20 protein-coding genes are annotated in these 21,395 nt (G+C 37.5%); 11 read left to right on the forward strand and 9 right to left on the reverse strand.

The annotated features are described in order from the left end of the window. The first annotated feature begins 86 nt into the window (after window positions 1–86). The 8 genes from LZP85_RS07955 (at window position 87) to LZP85_RS07990 (ending at window position 10,881) form a co-directional block, all read left to right on the forward strand. Window positions 87–3,731, forward strand: a complete 3,645-nt coding sequence (locus tag LZP85_RS07955; RefSeq protein WP_206782402.1) for a bifunctional 2',3'-cyclic-nucleotide 2'-phosphodiesterase/3'-nucleotidase — start codon at window positions 87–89, stop codon at window positions 3,729–3,731. A 136-nt stretch (window positions 3,732–3,867) separates the two neighbouring features. Beyond that, window positions 3,868–4,617, forward strand: a complete 750-nt coding sequence (locus LZP85_RS07960; RefSeq protein ID WP_119543380.1) for an exodeoxyribonuclease III — start codon at window positions 3,868–3,870, stop codon at window positions 4,615–4,617. Window positions 4,618–4,629: 12 nt separating this feature from the next. Then, window positions 4,630–6,414, forward strand: coding sequence for an oligoendopeptidase F (gene pepF, locus LZP85_RS07965; RefSeq protein WP_206782401.1), 1,785 nt, complete (start codon window positions 4,630–4,632; stop codon window positions 6,412–6,414). A gap of 440 nt (window positions 6,415–6,854) precedes the next feature. After that, a complete protein-coding gene (locus LZP85_RS07970) occupies window positions 6,855–8,237 on the forward strand; it encodes an MATE family efflux transporter (RefSeq protein WP_076513007.1) in 1,383 nt (460 codons plus the stop codon). Between the two features lie 117 nt (window positions 8,238–8,354). Further along, on the forward strand, window positions 8,355–8,948 hold the full coding sequence (locus LZP85_RS07975) for an undecaprenyl phosphate transporter UptA (protein ID WP_025909565.1): 594 nt from the start codon (window positions 8,355–8,357) through the stop codon (window positions 8,946–8,948). 65 nt (window positions 8,949–9,013) lie between these two features. After that, complete coding sequence (locus LZP85_RS07980) at window positions 9,014–9,301, forward strand: DUF3219 family protein (RefSeq protein ID WP_025909566.1); 288 nt, start codon at window positions 9,014–9,016, stop codon at window positions 9,299–9,301. Then, window positions 9,298–10,302 (forward strand): LLM class flavin-dependent oxidoreductase, encoded by a 1,005-nt coding sequence (locus LZP85_RS07985; protein ID WP_163071089.1) that lies wholly within the window; start codon window positions 9,298–9,300, stop codon window positions 10,300–10,302. The genes LZP85_RS07980 and LZP85_RS07985 overlap by 4 nt, the downstream gene beginning before the upstream one ends. 165 nt (window positions 10,303–10,467) lie before the next feature. After that, on the forward strand, window positions 10,468–10,881 hold the full coding sequence (locus LZP85_RS07990; protein ID WP_025908057.1) for a GNAT family N-acetyltransferase: 414 nt from the start codon (window positions 10,468–10,470) through the stop codon (window positions 10,879–10,881). A gap of 30 nt (window positions 10,882–10,911) precedes the next feature. Here LZP85_RS07990 and LZP85_RS07995 read toward each other — a convergent pair whose 3' ends face one another. Further along, window positions 10,912–11,442, reverse strand: coding sequence for an IseA DL-endopeptidase inhibitor family protein (locus LZP85_RS07995; RefSeq protein ID WP_226639189.1), 531 nt, complete (start codon window positions 11,440–11,442; stop codon window positions 10,912–10,914). Window positions 11,443–12,205: 763 nt separating this feature from the next. Here LZP85_RS07995 and LZP85_RS08000 point away from each other — a divergent pair. Continuing rightward, a complete protein-coding gene (locus LZP85_RS08000; RefSeq protein WP_206833468.1) occupies window positions 12,206–13,435 on the forward strand; it encodes a Zn-dependent hydrolase in 1,230 nt (409 codons plus the stop codon). A gap of 38 nt (window positions 13,436–13,473) precedes the next feature. Here LZP85_RS08000 and LZP85_RS08005 read toward each other — a convergent pair whose 3' ends face one another. Then, entirely contained in the window at window positions 13,474–13,860 is a 387-nt protein-coding gene (locus LZP85_RS08005; RefSeq protein WP_119542875.1) for a VOC family protein, read from the reverse strand. Window positions 13,861–13,994: 134 nt separating this feature from the next. Between LZP85_RS08005 and LZP85_RS08010 the strand changes: the two genes are divergently transcribed. Continuing rightward, the gene (locus LZP85_RS08010; protein ID WP_206782398.1) at window positions 13,995–14,315 is read left to right on the forward strand and encodes an MBL fold metallo-hydrolase; all 321 of its coding nucleotides are present in this window, start codon (window positions 13,995–13,997) and stop codon (window positions 14,313–14,315) included. A gap of 77 nt (window positions 14,316–14,392) precedes the next feature. On the opposite strand, the gene LZP85_RS08015 is transcribed toward LZP85_RS08010, so the two are convergent. Both LZP85_RS08015 and LZP85_RS08020 read right to left on the reverse strand, forming a co-directional pair. Continuing rightward, window positions 14,393–14,626: a hypothetical protein gene (locus tag LZP85_RS08015; protein ID WP_206782397.1), complete on the reverse strand. Its 234-nt coding sequence runs from the start codon at window positions 14,624–14,626 to the stop codon at window positions 14,393–14,395. 89 nt (window positions 14,627–14,715) lie between these two features. Then, window positions 14,716–15,339 (reverse strand): LysE family transporter, encoded by a 624-nt coding sequence (locus LZP85_RS08020; RefSeq protein ID WP_206833471.1) that lies wholly within the window; start codon window positions 15,337–15,339, stop codon window positions 14,716–14,718. 183 nt (window positions 15,340–15,522) lie between these two features. Here LZP85_RS08020 and LZP85_RS08025 point away from each other — a divergent pair, with 183 nt between their 5' ends. Then, a complete protein-coding gene (locus LZP85_RS08025; RefSeq protein WP_226639187.1) occupies window positions 15,523–16,860 on the forward strand; it encodes an amino acid permease in 1,338 nt (445 codons plus the stop codon). A 36-nt stretch (window positions 16,861–16,896) separates the two neighbouring features. Here the strand turns inward: LZP85_RS08025 and LZP85_RS08030 are convergent, their stop codons facing one another. The 5 genes from LZP85_RS08030 to LZP85_RS08050 all read right to left on the reverse strand — a co-directional run bounded on the left by LZP85_RS08030 (window position 16,897) and on the right by LZP85_RS08050 (window position 21,392). After that, complete coding sequence (locus LZP85_RS08030) at window positions 16,897–17,508, reverse strand: DUF998 domain-containing protein (protein ID WP_174521183.1); 612 nt, start codon at window positions 17,506–17,508, stop codon at window positions 16,897–16,899. Window positions 17,509–17,636: 128 nt separating this feature from the next. After that, on the reverse strand, window positions 17,637–17,918 hold the full coding sequence (locus LZP85_RS08035; RefSeq protein WP_119543539.1) for a hypothetical protein: 282 nt from the start codon (window positions 17,916–17,918) through the stop codon (window positions 17,637–17,639). A 117-nt stretch (window positions 17,919–18,035) separates the two neighbouring features. Further along, window positions 18,036–18,953, reverse strand: a complete 918-nt coding sequence (locus LZP85_RS08040) for an NAD-dependent epimerase/dehydratase family protein (protein ID WP_119543538.1) — start codon at window positions 18,951–18,953, stop codon at window positions 18,036–18,038. A gap of 18 nt (window positions 18,954–18,971) precedes the next feature. Beyond that, the gene (locus tag LZP85_RS08045) at window positions 18,972–20,303 is read right to left on the reverse strand and encodes a glycosyltransferase family 4 protein (protein WP_119543537.1); all 1,332 of its coding nucleotides are present in this window, start codon (window positions 20,301–20,303) and stop codon (window positions 18,972–18,974) included. A gap of 27 nt (window positions 20,304–20,330) precedes the next feature. Continuing rightward, a complete protein-coding gene (locus tag LZP85_RS08050) occupies window positions 20,331–21,392 on the reverse strand; it encodes a protein kinase family protein (protein WP_061785428.1) in 1,062 nt (353 codons plus the stop codon). Window positions 21,393–21,395 lie beyond the last annotated feature (3 nt).

The following is a 21,395-nucleotide window of genomic DNA, read 5'->3' on the forward strand; positions in this document are numbered from 1 at the left end:
GTCAAAAAATTTACAACTTATTTAAAATCTTTTCTGCTATACTATTTTTGAACAGTCTACTAATCTACTTGAAAGGTGAATGATACATGAAAAAGGGTAAACACAACAAAGCGAAAAAAATATTATCAACCTCTTTGGCGTTATCGTTATTATCAATGCCTCTTGTAACAACAACTGTATCTGCTTCTAGTAATCATGAGAACCACCAGAATTCATCTGAAAAAAAAGAGAAGCATCCAGGAAAGAAAGATTCAATTGTCAAAATGCGCTTAATGGAAACAACTGATATTCATACGAATCTATTAAACTATGATTATTACAAAGATGCTCCTTATGAAAAAGTAGGATTAGTGAAGACGGCTTCGCTTGTTAAGCAAGCGCGCAGCGAAGTGAAAAACAGTTTATTAGTTGATAATGGTGATTTAATTCAAGGGACACCGTTAGGTACATATAAAGCGACGGTAAAACCACTTAAAAAAGGTGAAGTTCATCCTGTCTTTAAAGCAATGAACGAAATGGACTATGATGTTGCGACTCTAGGAAATCATGAATTTAACTACGGCTTAGATTATTTGGAAGAAGCTTATAATGACGCTGACTTTCCTTATATTAACGCCAACGTATATATTGACGATCACGATAACAATCCTAAAAATGATAAAAATAAATTTACTCCTTACAAAATTGTGAATAAAAAAGTTGTGGATGAGAACGGAAAGAAGCACGTTATTAAAGTAGGTTTTATCGGCTTTGTCCCTCCACAAATTAATGAGTGGGATAAAGCAAAGCTAGATGGTAAAGTCATTACGAAAGATATTGTAGACACAGCGAACAAGTTTGTACCAGAAATGAAGAAAAAGGGAGCGGATGTTGTCATTGCCCTTGCTCATTCTGGATTTAGCAGCAATAAAGATAACTCCGAAGATACGATTTATGCCCTAAGTGAAGTAAAAGGCATCGATGCGATTACGTTCTCTCATACGCATAAAGTGTTCCCGGCAAAAACAGAAGCAGCGCTTGATGGTCTATTCTTAGACGTAAATAAAAAGCCGCTTCCAGGCGTAGATAATGCAAAAGGAACAATTAACGGTGTGCCAGCTGTACAAGCAGGGTACGGCGGAGGTTCTCTCGGCTTAATTGACCTGTCTTTAGAAAAGAAAAAGGGCAAGTGGTCTGTTATAAACTCACAGTCTTCAACAAGAGAGATTTATAAAGATGTAAAAGATCCACAAACAGGAAAAACAGTAACGCAAAGCACGGTGGAATCTGATAAAAAGATTTTAAAAGCGATTCAAAAAGATCATATGAACACAGTGAACTACGTAAATACGCCAATCGGTAAAACAACGGATGATATTCACAGCTACTTTGCGCTGGTTCAAGATGACCCATCTATTCAAGTTGTAACAAATGCTCAAAAGTGGTACGCAGAAAAATATATTGCGGACAATAAGCCGGAATACAAAGACCTTCCAATTCTATCAGTTGGTGCTCCGTTTAAAGCGGGTCGAAATGGCGTAAATGAATTTACAGAGATTAAAAAAGGCGACTTAACTATTCGCAGTGCGGGCGATTTGTATTTGTATGACAACACGTTGAAAGCAGTCAAAGTAAAAGGTTCAGTTGTGAAAGAATGGATTGAAATGTCAGCTGGAAAGTTTAATCAAATTACGCCAGGGAAATCGGAAGAGCAAGAACTTTTAAATCCTTCATTCCCTGTATACAACTTCGACGTAATTGATGGGGTTCAGTATCAAATTGATGTAACAAAGCCAGCTAAATACGATGGGAATGGTAATGTTATTAACGCAAATTCAAGCCGTGTTACGAACTTAACCTATGATGGCAAGCCAATCGATTTAAACCAAGAGTTTATCGTTGTAACGAACAACTACCGTGCAAGTGGAGGAGGAAACTTCCCAGGTCTTAAAGGTAGCGAGCTAGTGGTAGATTCAGCGGATGAAAATCGTCAAATCTTAATGAATTATATTACAGAACAAAAAGAAATTACGCCAACTGCTGACAACAATTGGTCTATCGCACCGATTAAAGGAGAAGCAAATGTTACCTTTACATCATCTCCAAAAGGAGAAAGCTATGTAAAAGAAGGTAGCAACATTTCTTACACAAATAAAACAAATGACCAAGGGTTTGGAATCTTTAAACTGAGCTTAAGCGGTGGAACTTCAACAGATCCAGTTAAGGTTCAGCTATTAGGCATGAACGATCTTCACGGTCAGTTAGATACGGATACAAAATTAACCCTAAATGGACAAAGTGTTCTTGCTGGTAGCATGGAGTACACGGCAGCGGCAATGAAACAGCGTGAAAAAGAAAATGAAAACACGCTTTTAGTTCATTCAGGAGATATGATTGGTGGAAGCCCACTTATTTCAGCTTTATTCCAAGATGAGCCAACGGTTGAAGTAATGGAAGCGATGGGCTTTGATGTAGGTACGCTTGGTAACCATGAGTTTGATGAAGGGATTTCTGAGCTACACCGCATGATCAAAGGTGGAGATCATCCAAAAGGCAATCCAGGATACGATGGTATGAATTTTCCTGTTGTGGCAGCTAACGCATATGATACGTCAACAAATAAACTAATTACCGATCCGTACGCAGTTAAAGAAGTAGGTGGCCAAAAGATTGGCTTTATCGGAGTTGTGACGCAAGAAACTCCTTCAATGATTGTTCAAAAAGGAAACGAAACGTTAAAAATTACTGATGAAGCAGAGGCGATTAACAAGTATACAAAAGAGCTCAAAGACCAAGGTGTGAAAGCAATCGCTGTGCTAGCTCATAACCCTTCTGTACAAAATGGAAGAACAGATGCTTTTGATGCTGCTGATATTGCAGAAAAGGTAGATGACGAAGTAGACGTAATTTTTGCTGCTCATAACCATGCAAAAGTCAATCAAGTCGTTGACAATAAATTAATCGTTCAAGCGTATTCATACGGCTCTGCGTTTTCGGATGTAGACATTGAAATCGACCCTGCAACAGGGGACATTAGTAAGAAACAAGCAGAAGTTGTGACTGTATACCAAAAGGACTATACACCAGACCCTGCGGTTTCCGCTATCTTAAACAAGTATGAAGAAAAAACGGCTCCAATCAAAGCAGAAGTAGTGGGTGAATCACTTACTACTTTACCTAAAGGATACCCTACAAATGGTGAAGTGGGAGACGTTGCTTTAGGAAATCTTTTAGCTGATGGAATGAAGTACGCAATGAATTCTGACTTTGCTTTAATGAACGGTGGCGGTTTACGTGCTCAGCTTGATGCGGGTGAAGTAACGTTTGGTGATTTATTCTCCATTCAACCGTTTGGAAATGTCTTAAACAAAGTGACCCTTTCAGGAGCTGATCTTGAAACGGTATTAAACAACCAGATTGCAGCTTCTGGACTTGATTTTCACGTTGCAGGTTTCCATTACACATGGGACCCAGCTACGCTAAAAGTCGTTGATTTAACTTTACCTGATGGAACGCCTTTAGATCCATCTAGAGAGTATACGGTTGTTGTCAATAACTATATGTATGGCAATACAAAATATGGAATCGGCGAACTATCGAAAGATATGGAAGTTGGTCCTGAAGATTTAGAAGCTACGATTGCTTATGTAAAGACGCTTCAGCAACCATTTGATTACAAGGTAGAAGGTCGCATTCAGCAAGCAGTTGTGGGTGCGAACAGTCAGCCAACGGAATTAAAGAAAGCTCAATAATAACATGTTTTATGTAAAAGGAACGTTCAATTGTGAACGTTCCTTTTGTTATATAGGCAAATCTGTTCTCTACGTTTCGTGAATATGCCATAATGATAGGTACTGATGAATAAGTTAAAGGAGAACAACTGATAAAATGAAATTAGTATCATGGAATGTAAACGGGTTACGAGCATGTGTGAAAAAAGGCTTTATGGACTATTTTCACGAAGTGGACGCAGATCTATTTTGTATTCAAGAAACAAAGCTTCAAGAAGGCCAAATCGATTTAGTAACAGAAGGATATCATCAATATTGGAACTATGCTGAAAAAAAAGGGTATTCTGGAACGGCCATTTTTACAAAGAAAAAGCCTTTAGGCGTCACGTATGGCATACGTGATTTTGAAGATTTAGAGGGAAGAGTCATTACGCTTGAATTTGAAGAGCTGTTTGTAGTCACAATGTACACGCCAAATGCGAAAAGAGACTTAACTCGACTTGCTTATCGACTGGAGTGGGAAGACGCAGTCAGAAGCTATTTAATAGAGCTAAACCAGCAGAAGCCGGTTGTTTTTTGCGGTGACTTAAATGTTGCTCACACACCACTAGACCTACGAAATGACAAGAGCAACAAAGGAAATTCAGGTTTTACAACAGAAGAACGAGAAAAAATGACGCAACTGTTAGCGGAAGGATTTGTTGATGCGTTTCGTTATCTTCACCCAAACCAAGAAGGTATGTATACATGGTGGTCGTATATGAGTACGGTGAGAGAGCGAAACATTGGATGGCGCATTGATTATTTTTTAATTTCAGAGCAGCTGAAAAGTCGATTAAAGTGTGCGGATATTCACTCAAACATTTTGGGAAGTGATCATTGTCCCGTTGTAATTGAACTTATTTAAGGAGGAATAAGAATGAAAACCTATCGAAATCGAACGGATGTACCAGTTCAAGAAACTTGGAATTTAGCTGACATTTATCCAAATATAGAGGAATGGCATGTACAGTATGCACTTATTGAAGAAAAGGTGGCTGAATTAAGTAGCTTTAACGGAAACATTTCAAGTGCTGAAGAGTTGTATCAATTTTTAAACTTAAAGGAAGAAATGACCTATGAATATAGCAAACTATATGTATATGCGTTTTTACAACATGACTTAGATACACGAGTTTCAGCTTCTCAGGCACTTTTAGATAAAGCTAGCCACTTAGGTCAAAAAATAAGCAGCGCCACTTCATTTTTTATGCCATTTTTATTATCACTAGATGAATCTACGCTTAAATCATACATAAACGAAGTAAAAGAATTAGCTTATTTTGAGGATTCGTTATTTGAGTCGTATCGGTATAAAAAGCACGTGTTAAGCAAGGAACAAGAAGAAATTTTATCGAAAATGGGGGATGCGCTAGGTTCTCCTCGTCAGACATTTGGGATGATTAATAATGCGGACATTCGTTTTGGTGAAGTAACGACTGATTCTGGTGAAAAGGTGACATTAACAAGAGGGATGTATAGCAAGTTAATTGAGGATAAAAACCGAGAGAAGCGAAAAGAAGCATTCCAAGCTTACTACAAGCCGTACATGCATTTGCAACATACAATTGCTTCAACGTTAAGCTCAGCGATTAAAAATACAAAAACAACGTCTGAAATTAGGCAGTATCCATCTACTTTAGAAAGAGCGCTGTTTTCAGATAATGTTCCAAAAGAGGTATATGAGAATTTAATCCAAACAACAAAAGCACATATTCAGCCGTTGTATGATTATATGGACATTCGAAAAAAAGAGCTTGGGTTATCAGAGCTTCGTCAATATGATTTAAGTGTCCCGTTAGTGAAAAATCATAAGCTAACGATTCCCTATGATAAAGCATATGAAACAATGTTGGAGAGCTTGTATCCACTCGGTGAAGAATATGTCAATACGTTAAAGAGCTTTAAAGAAAAGCGATATATTGATGTAAGAGAAACACCAGGGAAACGCTCAGGAGCATATAACTTAGGTTTATACGGCGTTCATCCATTCGTTTTATTGAATCATCAAGATGATTTATCAAGCTTGTTTACTCTTACTCATGAAATGGGCCATGCGATGCATAGCTATTATTCAAACCAGTATCAGCCTCAAATTAAAGCTGGGTATTCAATCTTTGTAGCGGAAGTGGCATCGACGGTCAATGAAGTTCTTTTAATTCGTTATTTAATTGAGCGGGCTAAAACAGAAGAAGAGAAAAAGTACTTATTAAATCACTTTATTGATCAGTTTAAAGGAACCTTCTTCACGCAGGTGATGTTTGCCGAATTTGAACAAATTACGCATGAAAAAGCACAGAAACAAGAGCCGTTAAATGCTGAGGTATTTAATGAAGTGTATGCCGATTTAATGAAGCAATATTATGGACCAAGTCTTGTAGCAGATGAAGAAACCAAATATGGATGGGCTAGAATCCCTCACTTTTACCGTCCATTTTATGTCTATAAGTATGCGACAGGCTTTGTGTCAGCCATTGATATTGCTGATCGACTTATTAAAAAGGAAAAAGGAACAAAAGAAGCGTATTTACAATTTTTGCGAAGCGGGAGCTCGGATTATCCGCTTGAACTATTAAAAGCTACCAACGTTGATCTCTTAAAACCAGATGCTATTGCTAATGCGATGTCCGTCTTTGCAGAGTTAGTTAAGCAGTTAACGAAATAATTGATAAAAAGAGGCTGAGACCTAAGTAATTCAGCCAATGATAAACCTGAACGGTTGAGAGTTCCTCACTTTTAATCGTTCAGGTTTTTTGTTGATTGTGAAAACAATGTTGGAAACAGGGTGGAATGGAGCGTAGGACACTCGACTCCTGCGGGAAAGAGAGGGCAAACTGAGTCCCGCAGCGCAGCTCAGGTTCCTCCCCGCGGAAAGCGAGTGGCCGTAGCGCAGTGGAACGAACTTGTTCAGGTAACGTAAAGAGGTGAGAAAAGGGAGTGTTGGTATTTTTGAAAATTTGTTTTGTTATGTCCCACCCTCTTTCTCTTTATTTGAAAAACTTTCGAATGTCGAAAAAAATAGGTGAAAAGGGTAGTGCATGTAGTGAGAAAGTGTGTTAAGATACGATTTGGTTGAAAAAGGATATCGGTAAAGAGGGTGAGGGTATGACCGCTGTTGAGGTCAAAAAGGGCTCTGGAGAAAAGCTAAATCTATTCTTTTTAACATGGCCTATTTTTTTAGAAGTTTTTCTTTTTATGCTGATGGGAATTGCCGATACGTTTATGCTAAGCGCGCTTTCCGATGACGCGGTATCAGGAGTAGGAGCAGCAAACCAATACCTACATATTGCGATTTTAATCTTAGAAGTAATTGGGAACGGTGCGGCGATTGTGGTTGCTCAGTACATCGGTTCAAAGCGCTACATGGAAGCCGCTAGAATATCAGCTTTGGCAGTTACTATGAATTTAATTGTTGGCATAGTCATTAGTGTGTTCTTTTTATTGTTTGCACGCAGCATGATGGCTGCTATGAACTTGCAAGGCGAAGTTTTGGCTTACGCGCAAAGTTATTTAGCGATTGTTGGTGGTGCTATTTTTTTACAAGCGATTATTAACTCGTTAGCTGCTATCATCCGTGTTCATGGCTTTACAAAACAAGCTATGTTTGTATCTCTTGGTATGAATTTATTCCATATTGTTGGAAACTATCTATTAATCTTTGGGAAGTTTGGTTTTCCAGAAATGGGTGTTCAGGGGGCTGCTATCTCAACAGTTGTCAGCCGCTTGCTTGCATTGATGGTTTTCTTCTGGTTGCTATATCAAGTGATGGAATACAAAGTTAAGGTTCAGTACTATTTATCGTTATCAAAAGAATATATAGGGAAAATCTTAAAGATTGGCCTTCCATCAGCATTTGAGCAAGTCATGTATCAAGGTTGTCAAATTGTCTTTTTATATTATGCAACGTATCTTGGTTCAGAATCGTTAGCAGCTAGGCAGTACGCTACCAATATTTCAATGTTTATTTACTTGTTTGCCATCGCTATTGGAATTGGAACATCCATTATTGTAGGCCGATTAGTAGGTGGGAACGAAAAAGATGAAGCCTATACGCGCGTTTGGCACAGTGTAAAGTGGGCTGTAGGGGTTACGCTTGGAATGGTAGTGCTTGTTATTTCGTTTCGAACAAAACTAATGAGTTTATTTACAGATAATGAACAAATCATTACGCTAGGTGCTACGGTTTTAGTGCTAAGTATTGTGCTAGAAACAGGGCGAACAATGAATATTGTCCTAATTAATTCTCTGCGCGCAGCTGGTGATGCTAAATATCCATTATTTATTGGCTTGTTTTCAATGGTGCTCATGAGCTTACCGCTTGGCTATTTCTTTGTGTTCCATTTAGATATGGGGCTTGCTGGCATTTGGTTAGCAATTGCTGCAGATGAGTGGACGCGAGCCGTTATTATGTTCTTTCGCTGGAAAAGCAGAGCATGGGAAAATCATGCGCTTGTTAATCATGAAAAAACAGAACCTGTGCAAGCTTAGAAACCTTAAAGAAATATTCTTTAAGGTTTTTTCGTGTGGAGAAAAGTTATACATAAGTAAAAACGTTAATATGATAGTGTCATAGAGCTTGACCACAATAAGGAAGTAGGTGGAGGCATGGGAGCGTTTTTAACAGATCTTTTAGAGCTGCTGACAAGCTTTGGGTACATTGGCATTGCATTGGGGTTGATGGTTGAAATAATCCCGAGTGAGATTGTACTAGCATACGGTGGCTACATGGTAACGAAAGGAATTATTACGTTTTGGGGAGCAGTTATCGCTGGAATAATTGGTGGAACGATTGCTCAATGGTTTTTATATTGGATCGGAGCTTACGGTGGACGTCCATTCTTACAAAAGTATGGAAAGTATTTATTTATTCGTGAAAAACACCTAGATGTTTCAGAAAAATGGTTTAAGGAATATGGAACAGGAATTGTATTTACCGCTCGATTTGTACCGGTGGTTAGGCATGCTATTTCTATTCCAGCTGGCATTGCAAAAATGTCGTTTTGGAAATTCACGTTCTTAACCATTTTAGCAATGGTTCCTTGGTCCATACTATTTGTCTATTTAGGGATTCAGCTAAAAGAAAACTGGATTAATATTGAGGAAATTGCGACTAGCTATACCATTCCTTTTATTGTCTTTGCATTTGTGGGCGTCGTTTTGTATTTTGTGTTTAAAAAGCCTGCTTCTTCTCAAAAGTGAGAATCCAATTAGTTGTTCTTATGTATAAGGTAGTGCTATGATGCTTATACGTAAGGAGTGATACAATGATAAATGAAGTATGGCTAAACGACACAAAGCTTATAGTTCGACATTTTGAAGAAAAGCAAGAACAAGAAAAGCGCTACATTACGTTTGAATTTGACGTGACAAGCGAAGCATATCATGATGTTACCACCTTGTTATATAAAAATAAGTTTCATGTTCGTATTCCGGCAAAGAATGAGTCTTTTTTTGCTGTCATTCAAACATACTTTACATCCGTTACAAACTTATATCAGGAAAATCAAATAGGAACGTTTACCTTAACTCTTGTTGAGGAGCAACCTAAATGAAGCTTAGCATACTCGATCAATCACCAATAAGAATGGGTCAAGAACCTCAACAAGCGTTAGTTGAGTCTGTTGAGCTTGCAAAACTAGCAGATAAACTGGGATACACGCGCTATTGGATGTCTGAGCACCATGATTTAAAGGGATTAGCAAGCTCCGCTCCAGAAGTCATGCTTAGCTATATTGGTGCACAAACGAAGAAAATTCGGCTTGGTCCTGGAGCCGTTTTATTACCTTATTACAAGCCTTATAAAGTAGCGGAAGTGTACAATACACTTGCAGCGCTGCTTCCTGATCGCGTTGATATTGGGCTAGGTAGAGCACCAGGAGGCGGAACAGACGTCATGACAACTCTTTCGGATAACTTTCTGCAGCAAGCATTTAAGATGCCTGCTTTAGTAGAAGAGTTGCTTCATTTTCTAAACTATAAAAAAAGCGCTGTTACTGGCCTGAAGGCTGCTCCATTGCCCGCGGTTTCTCCAGTACCGTGGATTCTTGGAACAAGCAAAAAAAGCGCTTTACTAGCTGCTAAGTACGGCTTGCCGTATGCATTTGGACAATTTATGAGTAACAAAGACCCAGAAGAGATTTTGCACGAGTATCGTACAAGCTTTCAATCTCATCGAGGACAGCAACATCCAGAAGCTTTATTAACTGTATCGGTTATTTGTGCAGAAACAGATGAAAAAGCAAAAGAACTTGCTCACAGTGCGTTAGCATGGAGTATTCAAAGTGAAAGAGGAGACGGCAAAGTAGGTCTCCTTCCAGTTGATGAAGCAAAGCAATATATTGACGAATTGCCAGATGATCAGGTTAAAGCTGATATTGAAAAGAAAATGCTGATTGGTTCACCAACGACAATCAAACATAAGCTTAAATCTATGCAGGAAGCTTATCAAGTGGATGAGTTTATGCTCGTTTCGTTCATTCCATCGTTTGAAGAGCGCCTTCAATCCTACGAACTTTTAGCACATGAAATATTTACTGAAGAAGCTTCCTCATAAAGGAAGCTTTTTTGTGACAAAAATTAGCTGTTTGTTTAAAGTGATGGATTACTATTGAATTTTTATAACTTTTATTGTATAAATATTTATATCGGTGTTTATTTATTCAAACTTAATGAAAGTAAAATAGATAAATCTAGTGGAAAGAAAGGAAGGGACAGAATAATGGGTTACATAACAACAGAGCAGTTACCTGCGTTTCATCAATTTGCATATCTTCATGAAGAGAGTGGCTTAAAGAAAAGTAAAAAAGCAAGCTATACGAAAGAGCAGCTTTATGAAGCGGTATGCAATAGCTTTTATACGTTTTCTATTTATGATAATCATCAGTTAATTGCGTTCGGCCGAATGATTTCAGATGGTATTTACCAAGCTTTAATTTGTGATGTGATGGTAGCTCCAACTTATCAAAAAAAAGGGCTAGGAAAGCAAGTTATTGAAGGGATCGTCAATAAATGTAACGAACGAGGAATTGAGTCCATTCAACTTTTTGCTGTAAAAGGAAAACAGCAGTTTTATAAGAAGCTCGGGTTTCAAGAGCGGGATTCAGAAGCACCTGGCATGTCGTTAGTACAATAATAAAAAGGTAGGCGAAAGCCTACCTTTTTATTATTGTACAGCATCAAATTTATTTACTTTCCATGTAGCTCCTGATTTATAGAATGTGACCGTGCGTTTTACAGTGCCACCTTCTACGTCAGGAACAGTGAATTCGTAAGAGCGTACATCAGAACGTTGATATGTTAATTTAACTTTGGCTTTATTCCACTCTAACATGTTTCCACCATCTCCAACTGGACGAGCTAGCTTGCCGTTATGTGTGATAAAACCGTATTTTGTTAGTCCTGCATTAATTGCGCTATTTGTATAAACTCCACTTAAGTAAGAAGTAACTTTTTGTTTTGTATCAAATTCGCTGCAAACATAAGAATAATAAGTGCCTTTATAAGTAAATGCTTTTTGTGTACACGCTTTTTGTTTGTAACCGTGTAATGTATTCCAATAGCGAGTGTTTGCGTCCACCGCAATTTTAATAGCTTGGTTATTTGATAGGGTTGCTGACGTTGTTGCGGCCGTAGCACCTGCAGTCATTGTAAAGAAAAGAGCCATTGTCATTAGAACTAGTTTAAATTTTTTCATTGTGATTCTCCCTCCTAAATGAATCATCTTTTATGTAACATTCATGTTGCTTTTGTTACATTTATGTTACATTTATATTACAACAGAATTCAGAAAAAGAAAAGGGGTTTTCCGAATTTATGTTTATTTTTCCCTTTAAATTTTAAAACAAACCTGAAGTTATGAAATGACTGCGACATATTTTGAATGTGGTTTGTTAAATGATATGGCTGTGGTAAGATAGGTATGTCTAGATTACACTGAAGGAGAGAACATAATGGGTTATTTGTTTGCAGCAACTATCTTTTTAATTATTGCTGTTGTTGTTGGGTTTCTAGTAACGGTTGTGAGTATTGCAAGACGAAATAAAAATGAAGGATCTAAATAAAAGCAAAAGTCATTTTGAAGTGACTTTTGTTTTTTTTTATGTACATATAAATACGACTCTCTTGCCTCACACCCCTTTGTAAAAAAAGAACTAGTTTTGTCACCTTTATGTCGTTTTATCGGAATTTCAAAGAGAAGTGTTTACTGAACCGTAGTATAAAGGAAAGCACTTATTTATGAACATTTGTTATAAGTAAGGCTAGAAATCATAAATTATAAATTAAGAAGAGGAAAAGCAGTGTTTTTGTATAATTTGTTATAAAGTAAGAGTTTGCTAGGAGTCCTAACATAAAAGGGGATTTGCATCGTTGCTTATGTCATAATAATGAATATTCATTTTTCGACATCAAGTATTTTCCACATCATTCATTTAAAAAGAAACGAAGGAGTGGTTGCTTTGCAAAGACAAAAATTAGTAGTAAACGGTGAACGGTTAAAACAAGAGCTTGAAGCATTTGCTGACTATGGAAAAACAATTAATAACGGTGTTACAAGGCTATCTCTATCTAAGGAAGATCGACTGGTACGCGATTATTTCTGCGAATGCTGCGAGCAGCTAGGCATGACAGTTAAAATTGATGATATGGGATGTATCTATGCAACTTTACCGGGAGTTGAAGATAAGCCACCTATTGTCATGGGTTCTCATCTCGATACGGTAAAAAAAGGTGGTCGCTTCGATGGCGTACTAGGAGTTGTGGCAGGGTTAGAGCTTGTAAGAACTCTTGTAGAGAACAACATTAAGCCGAAAGTTCCCATTATGATTGTGAACTTTACAAACGAGGAGGGAGCTAGATTTGAACCTTCAATGATGGCTTCAGGAGTGTTGTCTGGGAAATTTGATAAGCAGACAATGTTAAAGAAACAAGATGTGGAAGGCACAACTTTTGAGCAAGCTTTAGCAGCAAGTGGTTATGAGGGAGATATTACAAACCGCTTAACAGAAGCTGCTGCATTTTTGGAGCTACATATTGAACAAGGCCCTGTATTGGAAAGTGAAAATCTATCAATTGGAGTAGTGGAGTGTGTGCTTGGGATGGTTTGCTATGAAATTGAAATTACAGGTGAATCCGATCATGCAGGCACCACACCAATGAAGATGAGAAAAGATGCCCTGTTCGCTACTAATACAATTATCCAAAAAGCGCGTGAAAAACTGAGCGCAATTGATGAAGAACTAGTTTTTACGATGGGGCGCATGAACGTCTTGCCAAATATTCATACGGTCATCCCAAATCAAGTTATTTTTACCATTGAAGCTAGACACAAGGATATGAATGTTATTGCAGAAGTAGAAGAAATAATTAAAAACCTATCCTCTTTAGCAGCAGCGGAAGGCTGTGCGATGAAAGCAACGAAACAATGGGGACGAGATACCGTATGGTTTAATGAAAGAGTGTGTGGAGTTATTGAGAAAGCAACGCAAAACCTCACGTATTCTTATAAGCGAATGGTAAGCGGAGCGGGTCACGATGCGCAGTTTATTGCTACCTATGTACCGACGGCGATGATTTTTGTACCAAGCTTGAATGGTAAAAGTCATTGCGAGGAGGAATTTACTGAGTGGAAGCAGTGTGAACAAGGCGTAAATGTATTATTAGAAGCGGTGATGCAGCTGCTAGAATAGAAAAAAAGAGAGCTAATTATGAATTAGCTCTCTTTTTTTTATGAAGACTGTTCGACATTTAGCTCAATTAAATTCCCATCAGGGTCTGCACAAAAGATTTGGGCAAAGCCGCTTTTACTCTTTCGTTTTTCAAGGGTCTCAATTCCTTTAGAGGTTAAATGACGGAGCGTCTCTTCAAAGTCAGCTACACGAAGAGCAAAGTGACCTTCACGACTGCTTAGTTCCGTTGTTCCACGAAGGGTTTGAGCAGTAGGAAAAACGATTAAGTGGATTTGTTGATTCCCAACTCCGTACCAAGCTCCTTCGAAATCAAAATCTGGACGCTTAATTTCTTGTAATCCTAAAACATCTCCATAAAAATGTTTGGCTTTTTCAATATTTGTTACGGCTATGCTTACGTGATGTAAGGCTTCGTATGTAATCATGATAAATTCCTCATTTCTCAAGAGTTATTATGTAAAACGATATCATAAAAACAAATAGATGACTACAAATACGAATGTATACTGAGTATAAACTAGTGCACAATGAAAAGGTACAAAAAAAGGGAGTGTATAAAATGGATATGGAAATGCAAGGTAGCTCATCTACTGAACGGTTTATTCCAGTAACATCTGTAGCTAATGATAAAGGAGTAGAGGTAGCTCTTGATATTTATAGTTATACCATTCAGATTGTAAACATTTGCTTTTTGGGTAATCCCCAACATGAGAATGAATTTGTGTTAGTGGATGCAGGAATGCCAGAGTCGGCTCCAATGATTTTAAAGGAAATTGAAGACCGATTCGGTGTGGGTGCTCAGCCTAAAGCAATCGTTTTGACCCATGCTCATTTTGATCGAATTGCACTTCCTGAACATGGGCGTTATGTTGAAGAATAAGTAAAAGAAACAAAAAAGCGGATCTATTTGGGGTCCGTTTTCGTTCTTTTAGAAATGGAAAAATCAGTAACGGGTGATTAAGAAAACTGTACGGCTATTTGTGCTTCTTTTAAGTGTTTTAAATGCTCTTCTGCTTTTTTTATTTCAGTACTATTCACTCCTTGGCTCTTTAACTTTGTAATGTTTTCTTGAGCAATAGCTAATTGGTTTTGTGCTTTTTGAAACTGTTCAGGAACGGCGCTCATTTGGAATTGGTACACAGCCTGCTCTGCCATTTGTAAGCTTTTTTCTATAGAAGTAAAATCGGTCATTTATCGGTTCATCTCCATCTTTAAATTGTTACCTTTAAGATGTACGAATTTTATCTACTTTAAACGACCTGCGTTACTATTATTAAATTTCACGTTAACAGCTCATAAGCCTGAACCCCGAAATATACACCAAAGCCAATTAATGATAACCCGGAGACAATCGATACAAGCGTTAATAATTTTAAACTTAAGTATCTTCGAAACGTGCTTGATAAAGCAGCCATTGTCACATCCCATATCAAGATGCCAGCAAAGATTGCACAGCTAGAAATCAATAAATCTTGAACTGTCGATGTAGCTGCTGTTTTGGCTAATACCGATCCATAAATCCCTAGCCAGAACAGGATTGTTAGTGGGTTAGTAAGAGAAAGTAAAAAGCCAGAAGCAAAGCATTTTAATATGGATTCTCCACTTGTTTTTCTTGTTTCTGTAATGGTTTTGGCTGTTACTAAACTTTCAATTCCCGTATAAATTAACACAAAGCAACCGAAAGAAAAAAGTAGCGTTTTCATAAATTCACTATTTAACAAATGAACGGACCCGAAATAAACGACCATCATATATAAAGCATCTACTAAAGTGGCACCAATCCCCAGAAACCACGCGTGTAAAAAACCATGTTTAATTCCTTTATCTAGTTGAGCAGCATTAATTGGTCCGATAGGTGCTGCTAATGAGAGTCCTAAAATCATGTAGCTAAAAAAAGAACCCAACGTCATTCCTCCCTTGTCAACCTTTCCGTGCTCATATGGACTACACTAAATTTATGCAGCTATGGTGGCTTGTACAACAGATTTCTTGATAAAATCCATCCTTTATCTTAAGAGGTGTATAATCCTCTACTTCCTCACAAACGATAGGTTAATGTAGAAGAAGATAGGAGGGAGGAATTGTCATTGAGCTGTGGAAGTCAGGTTCAAGGGGAGTTAAAATGGTGGCAATTATCTTTACTTGGCGTAGGCTGTACGATTGGAACGGGCTATTTTTTAGGATCAAGCATTGCAATTAAATATACAGGTCCTTCTGTGTTAATTGCATTTTTATTAGCTGCATGCGGTACGTTTATTGTATTTGAAGCCCTTGCTAAAATGAGTGCTAAAGACCCTCAAGAAGGTTCGTTTCGTTCGTATGCTAAAAAAGCGCACGGTAGATGGGCGGGGTTTGGTAGCGGATGGGTATACTGGAGTTCTGAAATGATGATTATGGGAAGTCAGTTAACGGCTTTATCTATTTTTACACGATTTTGGTTTCCTCATCTCTCGCTTTGGGTGTTTGCATCCATTTATGCGGTGTTAGGGATTGTAGCTGTAGCTATTGGTACGAAAGGGTTTGAACGCCTAGAGAATATTTTTGCTGTGACAAAGGTAGCTGCAATCTTCATGTTTATTGTTTTGGCATGCTTAGCTGTATTTGGATTCTTAGATCACGGTGCTAAAGAAGGGTTACCCAATACAGTGAGTGAATTTTTCCCACAAGGAGCCATTGGTTTATGGGGAGCTTTACTCTATGCTTTTTATGCCTTTGGAGGCATTGAAGTGATGGGTATTATGACGATGCGATTAAAAGACAAAAAGGATGCAGCTAAAGCTGGAGCAGTTATGCTCTTACTACTTGTAAGTATCTATATAACATCTCTAGCTTTAGTAATTTATATGGTCTCTTTTCGAGTGCTTCATGAAAACGAGAGCCCCTTTGTTACAGCTTTAGAAACATACAAGCTTCCATTTTTCCCTCATGTTTTTAATGGAGCAATGATTATTGCTGGTTTTTCTACAATGGCAGCATCTTTCTTTTCAGTAACAAAAATGATCATTACGCTTTCCAAAGAAGGAGATGCACCTGCTTTATTTTCAAAACAAAAATCAAAAAAAATGGAGTTTCCTTTGCCAGCAATTTTATTGACAACATGTGGATTAATCATTTCGATTGTTCTTTCGTTACTACTGCCAGGGAAAATCTATGAGTACATTACGACAGCAGCTGGTCTTATGCTACTATATAATTGGTTTTTTATTTTAATTTCCCATCAAAAGTTACTTAAATTAAGTGTAGTAGATAAAATCAAGCAAATTATAGGAATGATTCTCATTTTGTTAGCAGTGTCTGGTACGCTTTTGCATTCATCAAGCCGGCCAGGATTTTTTGTAAGTGTAGGTTTCCTTCTTATCATTACGCTGGTCATTTTAAAATTACGTCCTAAATGGAAGAAGGAAGCGAAAGAAGCTACTCCTTAATAGAAATAAAAAGCTCCTTCACGTAGGAGCTTTTTATCATTGTTTTATGTCCCAGAAGGCAAGAACGGTTCCCCATATGAAAATAACGAAATAAAATAAGCGCTGTAATAAACCGACAGGCATTGGAAAAAAGAAAACAAACATTATAAGTAATAGAATCATAAATAGAATGGTTAAACAAATAAGCGTCCATTTGCGTCCTGTAGGTAAAAGCTTCGCGTATATCCAAAGTCCGGCTAAAGTAGTGATCATCCCCACCTGAGCAACAATGGAGTGCCAAAATAGATTTATATCAGCTGGTATGAATCCAGAAACGATATTTCCTAATGCCAATAGTAAAAGGAAGATCGTTGCTAGATGTCTCACTTTTGTTTTTGCAAGGTTTTGTGCTAAATACAAAATCCCAATAGCGAGAGTTAAACCGTTTATAATAAACAAGACGTTCATCCAAAGATGAAAAGGAGAACAGATCGTGTAAGGTGCCAGTGAATACGTATATTCACCACATGAAGTAACACCAAGATCACTCATAGCTTGGTATAAAAAGCTATAGGGAACAAGAGAAGTATAAATAAAGAATGGTTCAATCAAAAAATAGCAGCAAGTAGCAAACCAGCTCAAAACGCCAATTTTTTTTGGTATATACAGTGTAATCACCCTTTTTAAAGTGTTATACAGCTATTGTATATCCAAAAAATGCTAATTAGAATAGAGCTATAAGGGGAGTTTATTGTAAGGCTTAGGTCTGATAAATAAAGTTCTTCAAACGTACTCTTTTATTGTTTTGTTTCTGTACGAAAAGCTTGTAGGGTTGTTTGTAAGGAAGCATAGGAACCAATGGCGCCATATCCATAAAACCATCCCATAAAAAGGCCAGCGATTAAATCCTTTGGGTGGCTGATAAAGATAGAAACTGTTAACCCTATTAATAAAGCGATTGTTGGTACATATTTCTTATTGATTTTGAAGAAGGTTTTTAAAAGTTGGGTTATAATCATCACGCATGGAACAGCGATTATTGCATCCCAAAAGTTTGTGTGAATTGTTGGAAAGACCATGTAATCCCACCTTCAAATGAAAGGAATAAAAATAACTCTATAGTAATAAAATTAGAGTCTCCAATTTGTGCCTTTTTATGTAGAAAAGCCACCAGGAATTTCTGGTAGCTTTTTGTGTTAGCTCTTATAGGATTGAAAGTGTTCAATTGTTTTGAGCAAGTGCGTATGAATGTCGCTAGAAGGTTTCCATCCAAGGGTTTGAAGTGCTTTTTGATTGTTTAATTGACTGTGTAAAATCTCTCCGCTTTGTCCAGGTAGATAATTAGGAGTAGCAGATGAAGAAATCTCCGCAGCTAACAGTTTAAACAGTTCATTAATGCTAATTTGATGATTGCTGCTAATATTAATAATTTCATTCTCACCACTTTTAATAGCAAGAACATTTGCTTTCGCTACATCTTCAACAAACACAAAGTCTCTAGTTTGATTACCGGTCCCAAAAATAGAAGGGGTTTTACCATTTAGTAATTGGTTAATAAAAATGCTGATAACGCCACCTTCTCCGTCTGATTTTTGACGTGGCCCAAATACGTTAGCATAGCGGAAAATTGTAAAAGAGAGGCCGTGTAGCCGTTGAAATAATTGAATGTAAGACTCCGATACAAGTTTTGAAGTTCCGTAAAAGGAAAGAGGAGATGTGGGTGTTTCTTCATCAATCACTGTGTCGGCATCACCGTATACAGCGCTAGAAGAAGAAAAAATAAATTTTTTGACCGCATGTTTTTTACACATATCTAGCAAGTTAATAGTTCCCAAGATATTAGTTGCTGCATCTTCAACGGGGGCTTTTAAAGAAGTCGAAACATTGACTTGTGCCGCTAAGTGGATAACAACTTCTGGTTTTTCAATTTTAAATACCTGCTCAATCTCTTTTGACAAAATTGACATGTTGTAGAAAGAAACGTCATCAGCAAGGTTGCTTCTGATCCCGCTTGATAGATTATCAAGGACAACAGGAGTATACCCATTTTCTAATAAACATTCAACAACATGAGAGCCAATAAAGCCTGTTCCGCCTGTCACTAGTACCTTCATAATTTATCACAATTTGATTTATTCATCACATTCATTCTCCTTTTTTGTATTGGTCTTCCACCACTCTTCGTAGACTGCTTGTATTTTAGCAATCATTACATCCGCGGTTAAATGAGTAGTTGCAAACTCAAAGGCTTGGTTCGCTATTGTTTTACGATATTCGGCATTGCAAATGAGTTCTTCAAGAGCTTGCTTTAGTTCAGCAACGTTTCCAGGTTTACAAACGAGTCCTGAATGTCTGTTTGTAACAATCTCAGGTATACCTCCACAATCACATGTTATAATGGCTTGTTTTGCATGCATTGCTTCAATGATTGATAAAGGGAGGTTATCATTTAGTGTTGGCAGAACGTAGATATCGGATTGTTGCAGAATGTCAAAGACATCATGACGTTTGCCGAAAAACGTAACGAATGATAAGTCTAAATCGCTACGGATTTTTTCAAGATGTTTTCTCATAACACCATCACCCACAATCCATACTTCAATATAATCTTCGAACTGTTTTAGATGAGAAAGAGCTTGAAGAAAGAATTCATGTCCTTTTCTAGGTCCTAATCGTGCGATGCATGTAATAACTAGTTTATTTGTTGCTTTGCTATAAGAAGTACGCAGTGAAGGAACTTTCACGCCGGTATGAACGGTCCTTAATTGTTGATTTGATGCTCCAAGCTCCTTTAGTCGTGGATGAAATGAATCGCTGATTGTGATAATTCGGAAAGCCCCTCGTATGCCAGCTCTCTCAATTGCTGTAAAATAGGCTTCTTCAAGGGATCCTTGTTGCATCTTGTAAAAATCGATGCGACTTTTGGTAAAATGACCGTGCGGAGTAAAGAAAATGGGTTTGTGAAGTTTTTGGTTGAGGTGAGCGAGAAGGTATGCTGCGAAGAGATCTTGAGCATGAATAATATCATAATTTTTAAGATTTTGTTTTTCTAAAAAAGCGTTAAAAACAGTGAGGAAGCTTGTGTTTTTAACAATTTTCTCGCTAACCAACCCGTAGCGTTTGCTCATAAACTCTTTTGCTTTAGAAGCTTGAGCTGGAATATGGATCTCAAGCTCTTCTTTCGACATGCTAAGAGGTGAGAGTACATCAACGTGATAGTCCAGCTCTGAAAAACCATCTTTAACATGGTTGATATAGTGAGCTAAACCTCCTGTATTAGGGTAGCGTAAAAAGGTGACATACAAAATACGAAGCTTTGGCTTTCTGATGAGTGCTTTTGCAGTTTGGAATCCTGGTTTGGAAATGAAAGCTGGATTATTTGATGAAATAGCATAAAACTGATCCATGGTGTGGAGTAAATCAGGGAAAAACGGAGGTAGATTTGTCGAAAAAGAATCGTTCATAACATAACACCTCGATTCGTTCGCTTACTATTTATAAATTCCAAGGTCTTTACCCCAGGTTTCAAGTTTATGAAGGTGATAAGGTAATAGCTCGCCACCACGATTTTCATAAATTCTTCGCAGTTGTGTTTGTAATCCCTTTTCAAGAGTTCGCTGCAAATATGCCATTTTATAAAGATGGGTCGGATTTTCTTTAAAGGAAATGCCGTGCTTTTTCATCTCTTGAAGGTAGGCTTTAATGCACTCTGTTCGAATAGAATTGCCGTCTTTTTGCCAGTCTTTTCGAAAAGCAATTAACAGCTCAACTAATACGATTAAATCTAGCCAAGAAGGAGCGTATTTAGCAGACTCCCAATCGATAAATTGAATTGGCCAAGGGCCGTTTTTTACCGTGTCATGGCTACATATGTTTTGCATGTGCAAATCGCCATGAGTTAGGGCAGAACCACTTTCTAATAACTCCGGAAAAAAATCTGGGCCCTTTTCGTATATTTTATATAAAGAACTTTTATGAGGTGAAAGAATGGATTTGAGTTCTCGGTTTTTTGAGGATTCTTGAAGGAAATTCATCGTGTTAGCAATCGCTTTTGAGCGTTCTTTTCGCATAGTGAATGAATCATAAATAGGTAGCCAAGAGCTCCATTCCATTGCCTGTTCATTAAAATGACTGTCAAACGTATTAGCATGCAGTTTTGCTACCGATGGAATAATGGATTGAAAATGCTTTGGTGTGAATACTAGTTGACCTCGAACTTGTTGCACAAATTCCATGAATATCCACGTTTCTTCTTTATATTCTTCCACTAAGTAAATAGTTGGAAAAAAAGACTTTAACTTGGAATAACCTTTTGTATACATATTGATTTCAATGTCGTTTTTATAATTATTCTTACTATACGTTTTAAAGATAAGTGGAAAAGAATCATGTTTTGTGCTCACAACCAGTTTATAAATACTACTTCGCGTTGTAGATTTTAAGCATTTCAAGTCGGTAGAATCAATCGTGATTTTTTCCCCGATAGATGCTGATAGCTTTTCTTCAATTTTTAAGAGCTGAAACGTTGAATATAATTCTTTTGGTTGATACATTTC

Origin of the sequence: Priestia flexa (genome assembly GCF_021441905.1) — a bacterium.
Lineage (GTDB): Bacteria > Bacillota > Bacilli > Bacillales > Bacillaceae_H > Priestia > Priestia flexa.